The organism is Bradyrhizobium sp. AUGA SZCCT0182, from assembly GCF_018130185.1.
GTDB lineage: Bacteria > Pseudomonadota > Alphaproteobacteria > Rhizobiales > Xanthobacteraceae > Bradyrhizobium.
This window is the reverse complement of sequence record NZ_JAFCLY010000056.1, coordinates 22320-41861: the sequence shown is the minus strand read 5'-3', so window position 1 is coordinate 41861 and position 19542 is coordinate 22320. Positions and strand designations below refer to the sequence as shown.

Annotated in this window: 21 protein-coding genes; 16 read left to right on the top strand and 5 right to left on the bottom strand. The window is 58.7% G+C overall.

What is annotated here, in order from left to right:
• The first annotated feature begins 78 nt into the window (after positions 1-78).
• Positions 79-1116, top strand: coding sequence for an AraC family transcriptional regulator (locus JQ611_RS36805; RefSeq protein WP_212468206.1), 1038 nt, complete (start codon positions 79-81; stop codon positions 1114-1116).
• 256 nt (positions 1117-1372) lie between these two features.
• On the opposite strand, the gene JQ611_RS36800 is transcribed toward JQ611_RS36805, so the two are convergent.
• Positions 1373-2020 carry a cysteine hydrolase family protein gene (locus JQ611_RS36800; protein ID WP_212412429.1) on the bottom strand — a complete coding sequence of 216 codons (648 nt, stop codon included), beginning with the start codon at positions 2018-2020 and terminating at the stop codon, positions 1373-1375.
• Positions 2021-2059: 39 nt separating this feature from the next.
• Positions 2060-2527, bottom strand: coding sequence for a carboxymuconolactone decarboxylase family protein (locus JQ611_RS36795; protein WP_212468205.1), 468 nt, complete (start codon positions 2525-2527; stop codon positions 2060-2062).
• A 385-nt stretch (positions 2528-2912) separates the two neighbouring features.
• Between JQ611_RS36795 and JQ611_RS36790 the strand changes: the two genes are divergently transcribed.
• Complete coding sequence (locus tag JQ611_RS36790) at positions 2913-4316, top strand: aldehyde dehydrogenase family protein (protein WP_211995945.1); 1404 nt, start codon at positions 2913-2915, stop codon at positions 4314-4316.
• A 120-nt stretch (positions 4317-4436) separates the two neighbouring features.
• Here JQ611_RS36790 and JQ611_RS36785 read toward each other — a convergent pair whose 3' ends face one another.
• Positions 4437-4862 (bottom strand): OsmC family protein, encoded by a 426-nt coding sequence (locus JQ611_RS36785; RefSeq protein WP_211995944.1) that lies wholly within the window; start codon positions 4860-4862, stop codon positions 4437-4439.
• A gap of 412 nt (positions 4863-5274) precedes the next feature.
• On the opposite strand from JQ611_RS36785, the gene JQ611_RS36780 reads away from it, so the two are divergent.
• Positions 5275-6540 (top strand): acetamidase/formamidase family protein, encoded by a 1266-nt coding sequence (locus JQ611_RS36780; protein ID WP_249133739.1) that lies wholly within the window; start codon positions 5275-5277, stop codon positions 6538-6540.
• 11 nt (positions 6541-6551) lie between these two features.
• The gene (locus JQ611_RS36775; protein WP_212412430.1) at positions 6552-7112 is read left to right on the top strand and encodes a hypothetical protein; all 561 of its coding nucleotides are present in this window, start codon (positions 6552-6554) and stop codon (positions 7110-7112) included.
• Positions 7113-7762: 650 nt separating this feature from the next.
• Here the strand turns inward: JQ611_RS36775 and JQ611_RS36770 are convergent.
• Complete coding sequence (locus tag JQ611_RS36770; protein ID WP_212468204.1) at positions 7763-8404, bottom strand: HD domain-containing protein; 642 nt, start codon at positions 8402-8404, stop codon at positions 7763-7765.
• A 383-nt stretch (positions 8405-8787) separates the two neighbouring features.
• On the opposite strand from JQ611_RS36770, the gene JQ611_RS36765 reads away from it, so the two are divergent.
• Both JQ611_RS36765 and JQ611_RS36760 read left to right on the top strand, forming a co-directional pair.
• Positions 8788-9090, top strand: coding sequence for a hypothetical protein (locus JQ611_RS36765; protein ID WP_211995941.1), 303 nt, complete (start codon positions 8788-8790; stop codon positions 9088-9090).
• A 457-nt stretch (positions 9091-9547) separates the two neighbouring features.
• Positions 9548-9862 (top strand): multidrug efflux SMR transporter, encoded by a 315-nt coding sequence (locus JQ611_RS36760; RefSeq protein ID WP_211996120.1) that lies wholly within the window; start codon positions 9548-9550, stop codon positions 9860-9862.
• 48 nt (positions 9863-9910) lie between these two features.
• Here JQ611_RS36760 and JQ611_RS36755 read toward each other — a convergent pair whose 3' ends face one another.
• On the bottom strand, positions 9911-10591 hold the full coding sequence (locus JQ611_RS36755) for a GntR family transcriptional regulator (RefSeq protein ID WP_312012351.1): 681 nt from the start codon (positions 10589-10591) through the stop codon (positions 9911-9913).
• Positions 10592-10767: 176 nt separating this feature from the next.
• Between JQ611_RS36755 and JQ611_RS36750 the strand changes: the two genes are divergently transcribed.
• From JQ611_RS36750 to JQ611_RS36705, 10 genes are all read left to right on the top strand, one after another.
• Positions 10768-11496: an HAD-IA family hydrolase gene (locus tag JQ611_RS36750; RefSeq protein ID WP_211995940.1), complete on the top strand. Its 729-nt coding sequence runs from the start codon at positions 10768-10770 to the stop codon at positions 11494-11496.
• 29 nt (positions 11497-11525) lie between these two features.
• Positions 11526-12389 carry an amino acid ABC transporter substrate-binding protein gene (locus JQ611_RS36745; protein WP_211995939.1) on the top strand — a complete coding sequence of 288 codons (864 nt, stop codon included), beginning with the start codon at positions 11526-11528 and terminating at the stop codon, positions 12387-12389.
• Positions 12390-12415: 26 nt separating this feature from the next.
• Positions 12416-13135, top strand: a complete 720-nt coding sequence (locus tag JQ611_RS36740; RefSeq protein WP_211995938.1) for an amino acid ABC transporter permease — start codon at positions 12416-12418, stop codon at positions 13133-13135.
• On the top strand, positions 13132-13791 hold the full coding sequence (locus JQ611_RS36735; RefSeq protein ID WP_212037942.1) for an amino acid ABC transporter permease: 660 nt from the start codon (positions 13132-13134) through the stop codon (positions 13789-13791). Before JQ611_RS36740 ends, JQ611_RS36735 begins: the two co-directional genes overlap by 4 nt.
• Before the next feature lie 95 nt (positions 13792-13886).
• Entirely contained in the window at positions 13887-14615 is a 729-nt protein-coding gene (locus JQ611_RS36730; protein ID WP_212468216.1) for an amino acid ABC transporter ATP-binding protein, read from the top strand.
• Between the two features lie 13 nt (positions 14616-14628).
• Positions 14629-15624: a threonine/serine dehydratase gene (locus JQ611_RS36725; RefSeq protein WP_212468203.1), complete on the top strand. Its 996-nt coding sequence runs from the start codon at positions 14629-14631 to the stop codon at positions 15622-15624.
• A 30-nt stretch (positions 15625-15654) separates the two neighbouring features.
• Entirely contained in the window at positions 15655-16917 is a 1263-nt protein-coding gene (locus JQ611_RS36720; protein WP_211995935.1) for an aminotransferase class I/II-fold pyridoxal phosphate-dependent enzyme, read from the top strand.
• A 923-nt stretch (positions 16918-17840) separates the two neighbouring features.
• Positions 17841-18449 carry an FMN-dependent NADH-azoreductase gene (locus JQ611_RS36715; RefSeq protein WP_212468202.1) on the top strand — a complete coding sequence of 203 codons (609 nt, stop codon included), beginning with the start codon at positions 17841-17843 and terminating at the stop codon, positions 18447-18449.
• Positions 18450-18571: 122 nt separating this feature from the next.
• Complete coding sequence (locus tag JQ611_RS36710) at positions 18572-19093, top strand: cupin domain-containing protein (RefSeq protein WP_212468201.1); 522 nt, start codon at positions 18572-18574, stop codon at positions 19091-19093.
• A 151-nt stretch (positions 19094-19244) separates the two neighbouring features.
• Positions 19245-19478 (top strand): hypothetical protein, encoded by a 234-nt coding sequence (locus JQ611_RS36705; RefSeq protein ID WP_212468200.1) that lies wholly within the window; start codon positions 19245-19247, stop codon positions 19476-19478.
• The last annotated feature ends 64 nt before the right edge of the window (positions 19479-19542 follow it).

The window sequence follows — 19542 nt, the reverse complement described above, 5'->3', positions numbered from 1 at the left end:
GCGGCGTTTCGGCAATGAGACGCGCGGGCAGGCGGTAATGGGCCGCGCAGCTCACGCCACATTCGATGGAAGAAAAAGATGCACTGCCAGTCGGTTAGGGCCAGACCCAACATCCAGCGAGCCGAAGCCCATCGCGCCTTACAGGCTACCGATGAGCATTACATCGGGCGTCGAGGACTTTATGAGGAGCGCATTTGGCGTTGCCCGGGCGCTATCGACGAACGGCCGCGCGAACAGGACATTTTGATATCGCGCTGGCTCGATCGCAGGAGCTTTCGTCGTTGCGAGGAGGCGGTGTCGCCCTCCGAACGGTATGTTATTGGCGTTGCGTTGAAGGCAACGCGTCTCAAGTTCATGAGAGGGCCGCATACTGTATATGACGGCATTATGCCTGCCGGAACGCTGCACGTCACCGGCCCCTCTCAGTTGCTGACCGTCGAATTCTTTGTGCCCTGCGACTTTATCCATTTCCATGTTTCGAGCGATTATCTCCGCGAACGCCAGGATGCAGCGGGGATTGAACCAACAAATCCGACGTCCAGGCTGAATGACCTCATCATTCGTGATCCCCTGGCGGAACTGCTAGGCCGCTCGCTGGTCGAGGACAACAACACGCGAGACGAGTGTTACGTGGAGAGCGTAGGCCAAACCCTTGTGATGCATATCGCCAGGATGGAATTGTCGCCGCCAGCAACCAATGCGTTACCCAAGTGGCGCCTAAAGCGGGTGAGGGACTACGTTGAGGCGCACTCGGACAAGGCCCTCACTCTCGCCGATCTGGCCGCGGTGGCGGGATTGTCGCGGATGTACTTTGCGGGACAGTTTCGAGCTGCGACCGGATTGCGGCCCCACGATTATTTGCTCCATCAACGCATCGAACGTGCGAAGTCCATACTGGCAAACACCGATATGGAGCTCGCGGAGGTGGCGCTTACAGTGGGATTTCAGGCTCAGTCTCATTTCTCGACAGTCTTCAAACGCCTCACTGGCGAAAGCCCAGCGCGCTGGCGGTTTGCTACCAGGAGTGAACGCCAATTGCCCGCCGCGCCGGTGGCGCGGGAAGAACCGGGGCGGCCGCAAAGTGCCACGTGCTCTCCATCTTGGTCCGGCGTCTGAATGATTTCGGATTTGAGTATCGACCCCCGCCGAGTGGCCTACACCCGCGGGGCAATGGCTAGGTGCAGCATCTTATCTATTTCCTCGGGGACGCGTATCGCCTGTGCTATTGCCGGAGTACCCACGCAACGTGGGCGCAATAGTCTGCGGTTTGGCATAGCCGGGTGATGGCGCCGGAATTTGTGGGCCGGCGCGCAAATCGTGCCAGGCCTCCGTCCACCTCCTCCGATCGGAACTGGCGTTCGGACTGACCGGCTTAGGCCGCGGATTTGTCGGCAGGCACGGAGCGTCTGATTGCCGATACCAGCTCGGCCGTCGTCAAAATCTCATGAGCAAAGGTCGGGCCGTCGATGTTGAGTGCAGCATGCAGGGCTTCATGCGAGCGGGCCGCTGTGCCGTCTCGAACCAGCGTGACGTGGAAGCCGAGTTCCATTCCGACGCGTGCTGTGGCTTCAAGGCAGGTGTTCGCAAGCAGGCCTGTGCAGATGATCTTTTCCTTGCCGTACCGCTTGAGCTTGTGTTCGAGGTCTGTATTCGGAAAACCGCTTGATGCCCAGTGTTCGGTGGCAATGATGTCGCCCGGCTGAACCTGGAAGTCGTCATGCAACGTCCCACCCCAAGTGTCCTTCGCAAAGGCCTGGCGCTCTGCCGCGCCGAGCTGATAGGGAGAGGGGTATTTCCAGTCCACATAGTCGCCTGGTTCCCAGCGATGATGCGGAACGTGATAAATTGCGATTTCCGCCTCGCGGGCTGCCCGTACGATCGTGCGAAGATTGTCGAGCAGGTTAACCTCCTCGGCGATGTCCTTGACCCACGGCCAGAGTTTCCCGCCTGCGCTCAGGAAGTCGTTGTAGAAGTCGATGCACAGCAGCGCGGTAATCTTCGGGTCGTAAGTGGGCGTCATCGAACTCTCCTTGCTTAACCAAGACAATGGTAACTTCGCCTATGCGGCATTCTCCGCCTTGACGGCAGCAGCGGGCGGCGTACGGAACGCAATCGACAAGCGATTGAACACGTTAATCAAGCTGATTGCGTATGTTAGATCTGCAAGATCTTTGTCGCGGAATACGGCCTTGGCCGCTTGGTAGTCAGCATCGGGAATGTTGGTTTCGGCCACGCGGGTTACGGTTTCCGCCCAAGCAAGCGCGGCGCATTCGCGGGCACTGAAAAGCGCGCCGGCGTCCCGCCAAACCGGTACGAGTACGAGCTTGTCTACGGTAACGCCGAGCTTGAGGAGGTCGCGGGAATGCATGTCGATGCAGAATGCGCAGCCGTTTATATGCGAAACCCGCAGGTAGACGAGATTGACGAGTTCTTTCTCGAGGCTGCTGTTTAGAAGATGAACGTACACGCCGCCGAAAGCTTTGTATCCTGCGGGCGAAGCCTTGGCGTAGTCGATGCGATTGCTCATGATGACTCCCTGGATTGACGGTTTCGATAGCGCCTGAACGGTCTTTGACGACGACTGCAAGCGCAGAAGGCGTTCGCTCTGGCGCTTCAAAGGAAATGGTCGTCCATCACGAGACGTCCATTGTCCTTTGGTGTCGGAGCGCCGGCAGCATCGAGCATCTTCGCGGATGGCGCTCTTGCCGGCTGGCCTCACCTGTACGGATTAGCGGCGCTGAATTGGTTCGCGCAAACCGATCCCAAGGTATCGGCGACACCTAGGTCTGATAGAGCAGTCTCGAATTTGCTGTCATCAGGGTGCGAGGATAACGGGCTCTCGCGAGCCCGCATCGCAGCCACGCCGACCATGTTGCGCGGCTGCTTGATCCTGGTGCAGCAAGGAGAGAGCCATGAGAGAATTCAAGCTACTTATCGACGGCAAACTGGTGTCGGGCGCCGCAAGGCTTGATGTCATCAATCCCGCGACCGAGGAAGTGCTGGCGGAGGCCCCGCGCGCCGATCGTGCGCAGCTTGACGAAGCGGTCGCGGCCGCCAAGACAGCGTTCCCCGCCTGGTCGGCCAAGCCGGTTCGCGAGCGTGGTGCGCTGTTGGTCAGGTTAGCCGACGCGCTCGAAGCAAGAAAGGATGAGTTCGCGCGGTTGTTGACTCAAGAGCAAGGTAAGCCGCTTTCTGAGGCGCACTGGGAGATCGGCTTTACCGTCGGTATTATTCGTTACCACGCAACGCTCGACCTGCCGTTCGAAGTCTTGAAGGACGACGCTACGAGGAAAATCGTACGGCAGCACACCCCGCTTGGCGTGGTTGCGGCGATAGTGCCGTGGAATTTCCCGATGCTCCTTCTCGTCATCAAGGTGGCGCCGGCGCTGCTGGCCGGCGACACCCTGGTCGCGAAACCGGCGCCAACGACACCTCTAACGACGCTGCTGTTCGGGGAGGTCTGCGGCGAGATCTTGCCCGCCGGCGTGTTTAACGTCATCGTCGACCAAAATGATCTGGGTGATGCGCTCTCGAGCCACGTTGACGTGGCCAAGGTCACCTTCACTGGCTCGACCGCGACCGGCAAGAAGGTGATGGGCAGTGTGACTGGCACGTTAAAGCGGCTTACCCTGGAACTGGGCGGTAACGACGCCGCGATTGTGCTCGATGACGTCGATCCGATCGAGGTGGCCCCCAAGGTGTTCGGCGCCGCCATGATGAACGCCGGACAAATCTGCCTCGGGGCCAAGCGGATCTACGTGCACGATTCGCAGTACGAGCAGATTTGCGATGAACTGGGACGCCTGGCGCGCGAGTCAGTGGTCGATGATGGGCTGAAGCAGGGGACGCAGATGGGTCCGCTGCAGAACAAGGCGCAGTTCGAGAAGGTTAAGGGCTTTCTCGAGGATGCAAGGCGGAACGGCAAGATCGTGGCGGGGGGCGAGGTGCTCAACCGCAAGGGCTACTTCATCCGGCCAACGATTGTCCGGGATATCCCCGACGATGCGCGGCTGGTGAGCGAGGAACAGTTTGGCCCTGTTGTTCCGGTGCTGCGCTATTCTGACATCGACGACGCGATCGCGCGTGCCAACGACTCGGAATATGGGCTCGGTGGAACGGTATGGGCAAAGGATCTCGATCGGGCGTTCCGCGTCGCAGCCAGGATTGATTCAGGCATTGTCTGGATCAACACGTTTCTTGATGTGTCGCCCGATATTTCCTTTGGTGCCGCCAAGCAATCGGGTATCGGCACCCAGTTGGGTCCGGAAGGGCTTGAAGAATTCACCCAGGTCAAGACCATCACGATGCTGAAGTAACGGGCGCTTGGCACGTGGGAGGGTTTGACCTTCGCACGTGCCGCAATGGGAGAGTCGATCAGGGTTGAGAGTCGGGGGCGAGGGCAAGCTGGACAGAGCCGATCGCGGCGAAATCATCGTTCATGATTGAAGCGTCGCATCTAGTGTTATTGTGGCATTGAGCAGCTTTGACACAGGACAACCGATCTTTGCCTTGCCGGAGAGATCTTCGAAGGTGCTTTGGTCGATGCCGGGAATTTTGGCCTTCAATGTCAAATGTACTGCAGTGATAGCGAAACCATCGGCGACTTTTTCGAGCGTGACCTCGGCCGTGGTATCCATCTGGTCTGCTACAAAATTTGCCTCACCCAGGATCAGCGAAAGTGCCATGGTAAAGCAGCCGGCGTGGGCCGCCCCAATCAGTTCTTCCGGGTTGGTGCCGGGCTTCCCTTCAAATCGACTGCCGAAGCCGTAAGGGTATCTTGTTAGCGCGCCGCTCTTGGTCGAGATAGCGCCCTTGCCGTCCTTAATGCCGCCGTTCCAGCTTGCTGTGCCCTGCGTTTTCATCAGATTCTCCTACCTTTTGTCTATTAACTCTACTGTTCATGACGCTTGAAGAGATGTTTTTCACTAAGTTTCAGATCATTCCCATTCAGCCATAGGCGCCGTCTTTCTAATCTGAACCCCCCTTGCGTAATCGCACGCGGGCATAATTGGTGCGCTTGCTACTGAGGCACAGTTCCTATTGCTCCTGAAATTGGGTTGCGGATCACCGTCGTAGGAAACCACGCCGTGCGGTCTCAAACAAATCGAAGACGTGATCGTCCCTCTGCAGTGTCACCATGCGGCGGATCCGCTGACTTTCAGCTTTGACAGCCGTGCATTCCGGAAAAGCATCTGCCTCTTTCGAAAGATGCAGCGGGTCATGGGTGTCATTCTGCGTCTAACACGCCGGCTTGATTATGAAGGAAGACACCCAATGGACTCAAAATTTGCTCAGATTATGCCCGTGGTCGCCGCGTACCTCGTCGGGAGCGCAAACATCGCACTCGCTGATACCAGCGACGTCAAGGGCCCCGCGCCGGTGATTGTGGCAAAATCCGGCAAGCACTGCAAAGATGATCCAAATTGCTTTAACCGGATTCATTATGCGGTCAAGCCAGTCGCTCGCGTGAAGCCCGGTCAGAAATTCATACTCGAGACGCGCGATGGTTTGGATTCGGAGCTCGACTTCAATTCGACGTCGGCGGATGTGGCGGCGATCAATTTGAATCTTTGTCATCCACTAACCGGGCCAGTTTACATCGAAGGGGCGAAGCGTGGTGACGCCATTGCGATAACCGTGGTGGACATCGCGCCCGACGAGTTTGGTTCCACCACTATCGTGCCGGGATTTGGGTTCCTGCGAGATTTGTTTCCCGATCCTTACATCGTCCGCTGGGAGCTGAATCGGCTTGAAGCTCGCTCGAAAGACATGCCGGGAATTGCGGTTCCCAACAACGCCTTTATGGGCACCATTGGAGTGCTCCCGGACAAATCAGAGCTCGACAAATGGCTGAAGCGGGAGCAAGCGCTGGCTGATGCGGGTGGTGCGGTGCTGACACCCCAGCCGGTCGACGCCCTGCCATTGGACCTTTGCGGCGTCGATGGCACAGCGAAGGCCGAATGCGTGCGGACCGTTCCGCCGCGCGAGAATGGCGGTAACGTCGACGCCAAGGAGACCGTCGTCGGTACTACGGTGCTGTTGCCTTGCTTCATTGATGGATGCGGGCTCTTCGCCGGTGATGTGCATTACGCCATGGGAGGCGGCGAGGTGGCCGGCACGACCATCGAGACGGGCGCCAAGGTGACGCTTCAGGCCAGGGTGATCCCGGCTGGGGCTCCACTCATCTCAACCATGCACTTCGAAGGCGGCTCGCAGCTCAAGAAGCTCGCCCCGTCGAGTTTTTACGCGGTCACGGGACTTCCGCTCAAGCCCGAAGGCGAGGTGCCGTTGTATTCGACCTACCTTGGCGGACAGAAAATTGCCCCGCTCGCTAACCTCTCTGAAGACCTCACCCTGGCGGCTCGAAACGCCACCATCAATATGATCGATTTTCTGGTCAAGACGAAGGGGCTGACCCGCGAGCAGGCCTACGTGCTAGTCAGTGTGGCCGTCGATCTCAACATCTCGCAAGTTGTTAATTTTCCGAACGTCGGTGTCACCGCGATCCTGAATCGCGACGTATTCAAGCCGGAACAGTAACGGAGGCGACAATGAAGCGACGTGACCTGCTAACATTTGGCGTGAGTGCCGCGGCGTTTTTTCTCGCCGGGCAAAGTCCGGCTATCGCCGATCTAGAGCCGGACGGTATGTGGTCGATCTATCGGCGCTATCGCCTTCTGATTGTCGGCCAGCGCGACGATGAAATCGCCAATGCCTTCGCCAGGGCGGTTGTCGATGTGCTGGCTCGCTCTCTGCCCACCTCACGCGCCCAGCTGGCCCGCGCAGTGGACACCCGACGCGTTGGCGTGCTCATTGGCACGCAGCAACAGGACGTCGCTATCATGGCAGCGGAGAGCGCCGAGGCCCTCTTTCTCGCCAAGCCGCCCTTCGATGATATCCGCAACGTCCCGTTAAGGCTCATTGTCTCATTCGGGAGCCACGTCCTGGTGTGCCGGCCGGATTTCCTGGCCGGCCATGCCTATCTCCTCGCGCAGACGCTAGCTGAGCAAAAGGACGCGTTGCCCGCACCCGCAGGTGCCCCTGACGGAATTGTTCCGGCTCACCGAGGATCGTACGCGTTCTTCGCCGGCGAAGGGGCGCCCAATGATTGATGACATAGTCATGGTGTCAGCGTGCCGCAAACCTTTACGCCCGTCCAAATTTCTGCCGTGCATGCCGGAAAAAATGGCCACCTTGGTGGAAGATGGGGTCCAGCGTCGTAACTACTGATGTAAGTCATGAGATTGTAGAACGTGATGGCGTTCTGATTGGACCAGAACAGATGGAACTCTGCAGGACCACTTTGGGCACCTTACCAAAATCACCTCATTTTGTCGAACAACAGGTTTGAGTGGTGCCACATGTGGAGACGCCAGACACGTGGAACGGCGAGGGGATGTTGTGAAACTGCGCACGGTCATCTGGGGTATCGTGATGGTGGCCGTCTGCTGCGCGCTTGTCGCGGAAATATCGAGCAGCCGCCGATCTCGGATCGGATCAAGGCACTTGCGGCAAAGGGTGCTCGTGCTGTGGTGACGGAGGGCCGCCAAACTTGGCTATCAAGAAGGGCGTAGCGACTTAATCGGACCGCCTCGACGAACTGGGGTCGCTACACGGAAAGCTGTCTTGTAGGGCAACGTCGAGCCAATAGTCCTCCGCGGAAACCTGCTTGCTGTTGGAGGCCGCGCGCTGCGTTGCGGAGGGTGGATGCTTATCGACATTCCTTTGCTGAGCAGACATCGTCATCGCCCTTCTGGCCTATCTAATCGGGCCATTGTGATCCAAGAATGATGCTGCAAAAATTCATCCTTCTGTATGTCGGATCTTTGAGGGCAAGCACGTCGGCCTTGACGTTTCCGAAGGTCGTCAAGGGCTTTCGTATGATACCGTTGGCGAAGTGATCGATTATGTTTTCTTTGAAACTCGCCTCGCGCGGATGACATGCGCAGACCTGATGGCGATGTTCCTGGGAAAAATCGTCGTATGCGATGCCGAGCACGTCCATCTCAACGCCGGCTGTCACCAGTGCGATGGTGGGGCGCATATGCTGAGGAATGCCTGGTGTGGTGTGGAGCGCGATTGCGATCCATACGTCTTCGATATCGCGCTCGGGCACGCCATAGGATTTGAGAAAATCGCGCGCGGTGTTGGCGCCGTCGACCTCGAAGCGCTGATCGGTGCTTGAATAGCGCTCGGTCAAACCCATGTCATGGAACATTGCGCCCATGTAAAGCAGTTCGGGGTCGTATTTCAGGCCACGTCGCTCGCCGGTCAATGCTGCCCAGAAAAACACCCGACGGCTGTGATTATAGAGCAAGTCATCCTCCGTATCTCGGACAAGTTCGGTGGCGGCCCTGACGATGGCGCTGTCGGGCACTGGAATTCCAGCGATGATTTGGGTCATTTCAAAGCTCTCTTTTACGAAGCCTGCGAAGAGCCGCCATGGGCTGCATGGAAGATGGAGACTGGACGGAGAGACTCGCAGATTCCCCTCGGATATCGAGATAAAGGGGGGCCGTCCGAGGGACAGGGAATGGGACGGCCCCGGGGCTCGGTTGTCCGGGGGAAACAATACGAGCCCGATCAAGTCTTCGTGGGAAGCTCAAAGTCCTTCAGTGGTTGAACGAAAGTCAGGATGACAAATCCAGCGGAGAAAATCTTTCGTGGGCGCACGACGTTTTCACTTTCGCCGGAGGACTTTGCGGTCGAAGCGCGCTTGTAGTATTGGCTCTCCTTGTCGGCTACATACGTCACTAACTTCTTCAATCGTACTTGGAGAGGCCAAAAATGGATGAATTGCTCAGGTGGCTTTCGGGCCAGCACCACGGGTTGCACACGTTCCGAGCGTTCCAGCTCAGGCTTGCAGAGCTGTGCAAGGATGAACCGGAGCAGAAAGCTTTGTTCGGTCTGCTGAACCGGCTCCTTGATAACTATGTCCAGGAGTTTGACGAAGAACCGTTACCAGTTGCGGTGGCAGACCGCGCCTATGATTGCCTCTTGAAGCTACTAACAAGTCTCGATCTACGAGCTAACGCGGACCGGCGTTTGGCGGACCTCAATCGTGTTGCTTCTAGTGATCTCTGGCAGTGACCGGATAAGATGAACCGTGTGGCAGTTCTGCCCATTGCATTTTCACTTGGAACTGCTCGTGCGTTCGGTCGCACTTTTGGTGGCTGCGCTCATGCCACTCTCTGCTTGGGTGATGCCAACCGTATCAAAGTAGAGCGAAATGCTGAGGAGCAAACGGGCACGAGCCCCTAATCGAGCTTCTGTATCGATAGTCAGGTATCGTGACGCCAGGCAGCTTCGTTCGAACCGTTCCCCTGCACGTAATGGTGGGATCCACAGAAAATGGAAACGGTCACTCGTTCAATCTCGCGATCACGAACTTGCTTCGATGATTGAGCATTGGTGGTGTTTGAGCGGATCTTTGTGTTCGATTTTGCAATACTAGTCGACATTTGAAAGATAGTTGACGGTGGTCGTCTTACGCTCATCACCAAATCTCGCCTGGCTAAAACGTCCGGCTAACCAACGGACCAATTACATGACATGGGCTCTACTTGGCATCGCAGGCATTCTCGAAATTGCCTTCGCCCTCTGCATGAAGTGGTCTGAAGGTTTTACGAGATTGATGCCTGGACTGCTTACGGTCGCCGCCGGTCTGTCGAGCGTCTTTCTTCTTTCCGTCTCACTCCGCACGTTGCCGGTGGGAACTGGCTATGCGGTGTGGACCGGTATCGGTGCCGCTGGGACCGCGATTCTAGGAATGGTCTTGCTGGGAGACCCAGTAGCGCCGACGAGGATACTCTGCATCGGTCTCATTTTGGCAGGCGTGATCGGACTTAGACTGGTCTCCTGATACGGAGACCGCACGATGTTGACATTGAATGCTCGTGATCCCGTCTTTTTATAGCCGATGCGATTGCAGCCGTTCGACCAGTAGATTTCCGGTCCCCAGAATATGCTGGTTTAGCAGCTTGCATGCCCCCTCGACATCGCGCGCGGTGCACAAGTCCAGAATCTGCCGGTGTTCCCTCTGCGATTGATCGAGGTGGTGCGTTTCCTGCCATGTGAACCGCAGATAGCGTTCGAAGTTCAATCGCAGATTGGCAATCATTGCCAGCGTCCGGTCCTTGCGGGCAGGGGCGTAGAGCGTTTCGTGGAAACGAGCGTTCAGCGCAATGATGCGGTCGGTCGATTTGGCCTTGTCGAGCTCGGAAAGGATGCGCGCTGCCGTCTCCAGATCGGATTTCGACATCTGCGGAATGGCCCATGCAAGCGCTTTGGCTTCGATTAGGCTGCGCAGCTCGGTCATTTCTTCGGCCTCGTCAGCCGTCAAATGGGCGACGCTGACGCCACGGCGTGGCTCTGCCCTTAGGAAGCCCTCGGTGACCAACTGCCTGAACGCCTCCCGCACGATCATTTGACTAACACCGAAACGGGTAGCGATCGCGTCCTGCCGCAGGCGCTCGCCTCCCGGCAGGGTGCCGTGAAGGATCCCTTCGCGGAGCGCGGCGGTCACGACCGCCGATGCGGATCGGCTTTCGACGGCTTCGTCTGAGGCTGGTTTCGATGGTGATCGCAGCACGGTTTTCCTCTGGCAGTCGGGCACTGATTCTCGGCGCGCCGTTCCCGATCTTATGGCCTCTCGCCGAACAGCACGACAGCGTCAGTTGCGGCTGGCGGAACCGATATCAAGGTATCATTGACACACTAACGATAAGCGATTATCGCTAATACTGCAACCGTGGATTTGAGGAAAACATGACGCTGAGCCTCTCTGATTTCGACGCAGTGACCTTCGACGTTTACGGGACCTTGATCGATTGGGAGCCCGCCATTATCGGCTTTCTGCGCGATTGGGCGGACCGAAACTCCATTTCCCCGCGCGCGCAGGATCTGCTCATGGCGTTCGACTTGGCGCGAGCAGAGATCCAGAAGGAGCGTCCCGCGCACCTTTATCCCGACGTGCTGCGCCGCTGTTTCGACCGTATTTCTGCTGCCTTCGGCGTAGCTGTTGATTCGCGGGAGCGTGAGGCCTTTGCTGCCACGCCGCATCAATGGCCGGCCTATCCCGACAGTCATGCCGGCCTGAAGGCTCTGCAGGCGCAAGCCCGGGTCGGGGCGTTGAGCAACATCGACAATGCGTCGCTCGAAAGTTCATGCCGCGCACTCGGCTTCCGCTTCGATGTCATCGTGACGGCTGAACGCGTCGGGGCTTACAAGCCGGACATGCCGCACTTTGAGGTCGGCATCGCAGATCTCGCAGCAATCGGTATTCCCCGCGAACGCATTCTCCACGTCGGACAAAGCCTGCGGGCAGACATCACCCCCGCCAATCGATTGGGTTTGAAATGCGCCTGGATCAATCGTCCAGGCCGGCTGCTCGGCCTCTCTGGTGACGGCGCCGCCGAAGCAAAACCGGACCTGACCGTCTCAAGTCTTCAGGAACTCGTTACAGCCATCACGGCGAACGGTCGGGCGGTCGCCTGATCGCGCCATAAACTCTGCGGAGGCAAATCATGCGCAAGATATTTTGGATGGCAGCGGCCCTGCTCGCGGCGAATATCACCGCTGCGCAAGCCCAATCCAGCGACCCTATTCTCAATCGCATCAAGCAGAAAAAGCAAATTTCGATCGGTTACCGCGAAGCCTCCATTCCGTTCTCGTTCCTGAACGATGAACGCAAGCCCGTAGGATATGCGCTCGACATCTGCACAAAGGTCGTCGACGCCGTGAAGCAGAAGCTCGAACTGCCTGATCTCGCGGTCAACTACATTGCAGTGAATCCGCAGAACCGGATTGCTCTCGTCGCAAATGGCACGGTCGATATCGAATGCGGTTCGACCGTCAATACTATCTCCAGGCAGTCACAGGCCGATTTTAGCACAGCGCATTTCATCTCCGCCACGCGCCTTCTGGTGAAAACAAGTTCCGGCCTTCAGGAGGTAGAGGATATCGACGGCAAGGCGATTGCATTGCCGATCAACACTACGCCGGAACGGCTGATCAAGAGATTGATCGAAGAGAAGAAGCTGAAAGTGAAGATCGTGCCGGTGCGCGACAATTCGGAAGGCTTCCTCGCGTTGTCCACCGGGCGCGCCGATGCCTTTTCCACCGACGACATTTTGTTGTTTGGCCTGCGCAATTCCGCGCCCAATCCGTCCGACTACGAAGTGGTCGGCCGCCCGCTGTCATTCGATCCCTATGGTCTCATGGTGCAGAAGAACAGCACCGTGTTTCTCAGCACCGTCAACGCGACGATCGCGCGGTTGATCCGTTCGGGCGAGATGCAGGCGCTGTATGCAAAATGGTTCACGCCGCTTTCGGTGGAACTGGCGCCGGATCTAGCCGCCGCCTTCAAGCTTGGGGCCACACCAGAATAGCAGCCTTGTTCATCGGAGTGCATGCCATGAACTATTCCTGGAACTGGTCGATCCTGATCCAACCGCCTTACCTTGGCTGGCTTGCCTCCGGCCTGGAGTTGACGCTCGTGATCTCGATCTCGGCATGGATCCTGGCCTTGATCGCCGGCACCCTGGTTGGGGTCGTCGGAACATTGCCCCATCGTATTCCACGGATGCTGGCTGCAACCTATGTCGGCATGTTTCGCAATATTCCCCTGCTGCTTCAGCTCTTTCTGTGGTTTTTTGTCGTCCCAGAACTGCTGCCCAGCGGATGGGGCTTTTGGCTGAAGCGCGATCTGCCGTTTCCAGAGTTATGGACATCGATGCTGGCGCTCGGCCTGTTCACCTCTGCCCGCGTCGCGGTTCAGGTCGGATCTGGCATCACGGCGGTGTCTAGCGGCCAACGGATGGCGGCAGTCGCCAGCGGCATGAGCCCAGCGCAAGCTTATCGGCTGGTGCTGTTGCCGCAGGCCTTCCGGATCGTGCTGCCGCCGCTGACGTCGGATTTTCTCACCGTTTTCAAGAATTCGGCGCTGGCGCTGACAATCGGGGTCTTCGAACTGACCGCGCAAACCCGGCAAATCGAGAGTTTCACGTTTCAGGGATTTGAAGCCTTCACCGCCGCAACGATCGTCTATCTCGTGATCGCACTCCTAGTGACCTTCTTCATGCGCACGTTGGAACGACGGGTAGCCTTGCCGGATACCATGGGAGCCGCGTCATGACGGGGCTTGATTTCGGCGTCATTCAACGTGCGTTGCCATTCCTGCTCGAAGGCCTTGCCCTCAGCTTCTTTCTGACTGCTGTCGCGATGCTTGGTGGCGTCATACTCGGGCTCGGGCTCGCCGTGATACGCCTGTCGCGCTGGAAGGCGCTATCCATCCTTGCTGCCGGCTACGTCAACGGCTTCCGGGCCATCCCGCTCGTGCTCGTGATCTTCTGGTTCTACTTTCTGGTGCCGCTGGCGCTCGGCCGATCCGTAAGCGCGCTGCAATCGGTCGTCATCGCCTTCGTGTTGTTCGAGGCCGCCTATTACTCTGAAATATTCCGGGCCGGTCTGCAAAGTATCCGGCCTGGTCAGTGGCAGGCAGCCTATGCTTGCGGCCTCGGCTATTTCCAGACGCTGCGGCTTGTTGTTCTGCCGCAGGCGCTACGCAATATGCTGCCGCTGATGATCACGCAGGCGGTTGTGCTGTTCCAGGATACCTCGCTCGTCTACGTGATTTCGCTGCGCGACTTCATGACTTCCGCGAGCATTGTCGCCAACCGCGATAACCGGTTGATCGAAACCTACCTGTTCGCCGCTCTTGTCTATTTCGTCATTTGCTCAATCGGCGCGGCATCCGCAAGCAGGCTGAGCGCACGATGGAGGCCTGCATGACCAAAGCGCACATTCAAGCCTCTCGCACGCCTGCAGAAATCGTTGAAATGCCAGCCTCGGTTCGCGTCGTTCCGATTTCCCAAGGTCGCAAACCGATGGTCGAGATATCGAAGCTCTACAAGAGTTACGGACCAATCGAGGTACTCAAGGGCTGCGATCTCGTTGTGGAGCGCGGCGAGGTCGTGGTGATTTGCGGACCGTCTGGCTCCGGCAAGAGCACCCTGATCAAATGCGTAAATGGCCTTGAGCGGTTCGATCGCGGAGCGCTGGTGGTCGATGGGGTCAGAGTCGGCGAGCGCGCCTCCGACATGACGAGTTTGCGGGCGCGCATCGGCATGGTGTTCCAGCATTTCGAACTGTACCCGCATCTCACCGTGTTGCAGAACATCTGCCTCGCACAGGTTCATGTTCTGAAGCGTAGCAAGGTGGAGGCGCAAGCCAAGGCGCGCGCGCTTCTCGCTCGGGTTGGTCTTCCGGACAAGGAGGGCGCTTATCCCGCACAGCTTTCCGGTGGGCAGCAGCAACGCGTCGCAATCGCGCGGGCGCTGGCGATGGATCCGGTGGCGATGCTGTTCGACGAACCGACTTCCGCGCTCGATCCGGAAATGATCGGGGAGGTGCTTGCCGTCATGCTCGAATTGGCGCGGGACGGCATGACCATGATCGTCGTCACTCATGAAATGGGGTTTGCGCGCAAGGCCGCTGATCGGGTGGTCTTCATGGATAAGGGGGCGATCGTCGAAACCGCGCCGACGCAGCAGTTCTTTGATGAGCCGCGGGCGGAGCGCGCAAAGCTCTTCCTCTCCCGCATTCTCTCGCAATGAAAGAGAGCCGATTATGAATTTGAGACGCCCCGAACCGGCAGACGTTCTCGACGCGCACGAACGTCTGGAGGGCATCGCCATTCGCACGCCGTTGCTTCGTTCAGACGAACTCGATGCCCGCGCAGGCGGCAAGGTCTTTGTCAAATGCGAAAACCTGCAGCGTTCCGGCGCGTTCAAGTTTCGCGGCGCCTATAATTGCCTGTCGAGGCTGGACCGCCAGGCCTATCCGGGAGGCGTGGTCGCCTATTCGACCGGGAATCACGGACAGGCGGTCGCGACCGTTGGGCGCATGCTCGGCATAACCTCGACCATCGTCATGCCGTATGATGCGCCTTCGGTGAAAATTGCAAAAGCGCGGGCGCAGGGCGCGCAGGTGGTACTTTACGACCGGCACACCGAGCAACGCGAAAAGATTGCGGCGCGTATCGCCGGTGCAAACCCGGTGGCGATCATCCCGCCCGGCGACGATCCCTTCGTGATTGCCGGACAGGGCACCGCGGCCGGCGAAGCGCTGCAGGCGCTATCGGGAACGAATGTGGACGTCGTGCTGGTGCCCTGCGGTGGCGGCGGTCTTGCCGCAGGCACTTGCCTTGCGGTCGAGGCGTTCCGCTCAAGAGCGGAGGTCTGGGCGGCCGAGCCGCTCGCCTTCGATGATACGAAGCGCTCTCTCGCTTCCGGGCAACGCGAGAAAAACCCGCGGCTCGACGGCTCGATCTGCGACGCATTGCTGGCGCCGACGCCAGCGGTTCTTCCTTTCGCGATCAATCGAGAGCGATTGGCCCGTGTACTGGTCGCCGATGATCGGCAGGTGCTGGAGGCGATGCGGTTTGCCTATGAGGAACTGCGGGTGGTGGTGGAGCCGGGTGGCGCCGTCGGCCTTGCCGCACTGCTGGCAAACCCTGAGGCGCTGCGCGGCCGCACTGCCGTCGTGGTCGCGTCCGGCGGCAACGTCGATACCGGCCTGTTCATGCGGGCGCTGCAATCCGCCGGCGATCGTGTCGCGGCCTGAGTCTCATACGCACAACCCTTAAAAGTAAGGATGGAAATGTCACAGTCTCGCTTTTCGAAATCCACGCAGGCTCCGGCGCGCTTACAGCGTCTCGAACTGCCCGAGCGCGTTCCGATTGCCGGAACCAGCGCTAGGCGCGCGGACATCGCGCTGCTCGCAAAGGCGCCGCCCGATTTTCTCGACACCACGCATTTCGACACCGTGCGTTTTCCGCCGCCGCCATGGGCCGTCGAGCAGTTCGCCCGTGCCGCCGCCGACGGTGCATTGGCCTATACCGGCTATCGCGGCAACAGCAAAGTGCTCACTGTGCTTGCTGAATCCGTCGGCGGCCTTCTCGATCTGCCGCTGGACTCTCAACAACATCTGATCCTGACGCCGGGCACCCAGGCAGGTCTGTTTGCGAGTCTGGCTTCCCTGATCGAGGAGGGCGATCGCGTCGCCCTGATTGACCCAGATTATCTGTTTAGTGCACGCATCTTGCGCTTTTTCGGGGCCGATATCGGGCATGTCCCACTGCGCTTCACGGCGGACGGACCGTGCCCGGATTTCGATGTGTTGGAGATGGAGTTCAAGCGCAAAGGCGCGCGCCATCTGGTTTTCTCGCACCCGAACAATCCAACCGGAGCGGTGTTCTCGGCCGAAGTCATTGCGCGGATCGCCCGGCTTGCGAATACTTATGACATCACCGTTCTCGTCGACGAACTCTATGCTCGGCTCATTCATGACGGGCGAACCTTTCCGCACCTCGCGGCCGAACCCGAAATGTTCGGTCGCACCGTGACGCTGCTCGGACCAAGCAAGACAGAATCGCTGAGCGGTTACAGGCTGGGGGTCGTCGTGGCATCCTCAGAAATCATCAGCCGCGTGGAAAACGTCCTCTCGATCATGGCGCTACGCGCGCCCGCTTACGCCCAGCATGTTCTACTACCTTGGCTACGGGATGACCAAGACTGGCTTGCTCAGCGATTGACGGAATTCACCGCGCTCAGGACGTTAACGGTCGAAAGTCTTCGTCGCCTTCCTTGGCTGAAGCTGCAGCCGCAGGCCGCCACCGCCTATGTCTGGCCGGATGTTTCCGCACTCGGTCTTTCCGGTCCCATCATCGCCGAGGCGCTATTGTGCGAGGCTGGCGTGCTGGTGAGCCCTGGCTATCAATTTGGACCCTCTTCCGGCGGGCACTTCCGCCTGTGCTATGCGCGCGACGAAGCGGAGTGGGCGCTCGCGCTCGACCGGATGGTTGGGGTTCTCGACAGGCTAGCGCGGCGCCACGGCCTTCCGGAGCGGGCGGCATGACCAAGAGCCGCGGGGCTACCCTTCTTTGTGGTCGTGGCCAAATACGCGTCACCGAAAGAGATCTGGAGAACCCTCTGATATATCCTGGCGGTTCCCTGTTAGGCGCCCTACGTCGCTTAACGAGTAGGTCGCTCCAGAAGCAGTTTGGAGAGGGCACATAGCCGGCAACCGAAAAAGTACCGCCGCGAGTGCGGGTAGGGTTCCGCAATTGCGCTCGCGTGGCGTCGGTCCATTCGAGCTTGGCGCCTGCGTTTGGTGGTGTTCTCGGCGAGCTGGGTAATCGCGCACCGCCTCTGCCGGTTGGCTAAGGAAAAAATGTCCGGACGAGATCATCGAGCAGGTCAGATAGACTGGCGGCTCGATCGCGTCGAGCTCGCTGAGATTGTAGCCCGACATGTCGGAAAGATTCGCCCTTCGGAAGCACCGAGCCGCCGACGCCGGCAATAATGTTTGCTACAACGTCCGCTTCGAGCACGACGTTCGGCGAGAGCGTTGCTGTCGCGAATGCGATCGAGCGCGGTGCGCATTATGTTAGGAGAAGGCGCGAGGATCAACGGCCGCGATGCCTGATCGGCGAGCTGCGCCGGCTTACCTTTGGACGCCGCTGTGACGGGGGATCAGAAACAGCCGCTGGGATCAGCGGCATGCGCGCGAAGCGGGGAGCAAGCTCGTCCTCCAGCACCAGTCCTCGGTCGTGAAACACGAGCAGTTGTCGAATTTCTGCGATCTTACGCCGGGTAAGCAGCCCGCTAGTCAGCTTCAGTGAAGTAGCGGCGGGTCGAGCGCAATCATGACCCAGTGGAAATTTCCATTCATGGACCTATGATGAAATCATGAGATTGATAGTGACTTAGTGATCGTGTGTCGGGCGATTTGTAAATTCTCTGCACAAATGCCGTTGCTAGCCGACGAGGATGACGTCAATGAAACTGCTCCATCTCGATTCCAGCCTGCTCGGACCGCATTCGGTTAGCCGGCAGCTGTCCGCTGCCATCGTTCAGCGCCTGAAGACTGTGACGCCGGGCCTCGAGATCACCTATCGCGACCTTGCCGCCAATCCACTGGGGCACCTATCAGGTTCTCATCTCGCCGCAGCACAGGACGTCGAGTCTGACGCGGCGACTACGCATGATCTCGCCGCCGGGCAAACCTCATTGAACGAATTTCTCGCCGCCGACGTCGTTGTGTTAGGCGCGGCGATGTACAATTTCGCCATCGCAAGCCAGCTCAAGGCCTGGATCGACCGCATTCTGGTCGTCGGCAAGACATTCCAATACGGCGAAAAGGGTCTCGAAGGTCTCGCAGCCAACAAGCGCGTAATCATCGCGGTGGCACGCGGTCTTCTGTACGGCAGCGGCACACCGAACGCTCCCGGCGAGCATCTCGTAGCCTATCTGAGTTGGATATTCGGCTACATGGGCATCGCCAACCCCGAATTTATCGTTGCCGAAGGCACCCGCCTAGGTCCGGAGAACCGCGAAAAATCGATCGAAGGCGCCTTGCAGGCCGCGGCTGCGCTTCGCGCCGTCTAGCTCAGACGTCGGAGTGTCAAGCGAAGCAGGCCAGCTAAGGCTGGCTCATAAACCTGCGGCTCCAATTTAAAAAGCTGGATCGCTCCTTGGGCGGCCAGGCCACATAACCGGAAGGACAACACTTGAGTACACCGAAAGCCTACAAGAGGTCGCCTGCGTTAGCCAATTCGACGTGGTACAAAGGTATTCTTACTAGCAAGATGGCGGGCGCTTCCGATAATAACCGAGAGTTTGACGTTAGTGTCATCAAGATGAGACGAGGCACCGAGCCGCCACCGCATGTCCATTCGCGAGAAGACGAGCTGTTCTACATCTTGTCGGGTGAGATGACTGTGTATGTCGAGAGCGAAGTCTTCCAATTGACCGCCGGAGAATACATGTTTCTTCCTCGCGGAAAAGCTCATGCGTTCTCTATAACCTCTGATGAGGGCCACTGGGTCTGCTTTATCACTCCTGGCGGTTTCTTCGAGGCAGTCGGCAAGATGGACGTTCCAGCATTGAAGATGGAGGTGCCGTCTGATGCCGATACCGTGACCTATGCGAATGCGCACCTCACGGAGACCATCAAGATGTTTGAGCAGTATGGATTACGGTTCCTAACTGCGGATGAGATACGCACAGTGATGCCGCAATACCCACTCTAGGTCTTGAAAAGTAAAGCGCGGGCAGCCTGTGAAGTTGACCTCGCAATAGAGCTGGCTGGGCGCTCGCCGGCGGCAGCACCAATCTACCAACGACGGCAGTGGCCGCTCCGACCTGTTCCGGACCGGACGCCTTCGTGCGGCACAATGTGGGGTGGCCTGCATCAGCGTCGCGTTCGCTGGCGGAACCGGCTCGGCGCAGGCGGATGTCGAGGGCGCTGACCACCGCCTCCGCAAGCTGAACGGCGTCCCGGTCGCCGCAACCTTTGAGGACGAAATCTCTGGCGTCGAGGCGCGGCGGACCTTCAATAACGCGTTCAAGAACATGTCTGCCAAAGGCCGTCATGACGAGTTGGGACGCCTGTCTTTTTCGGCGCGCACATCATGACTGCAATGCAACATGTAGAGCAGACCCCACGTGGACATGGGTGGTGATTTTTTGTGCGGCCTGT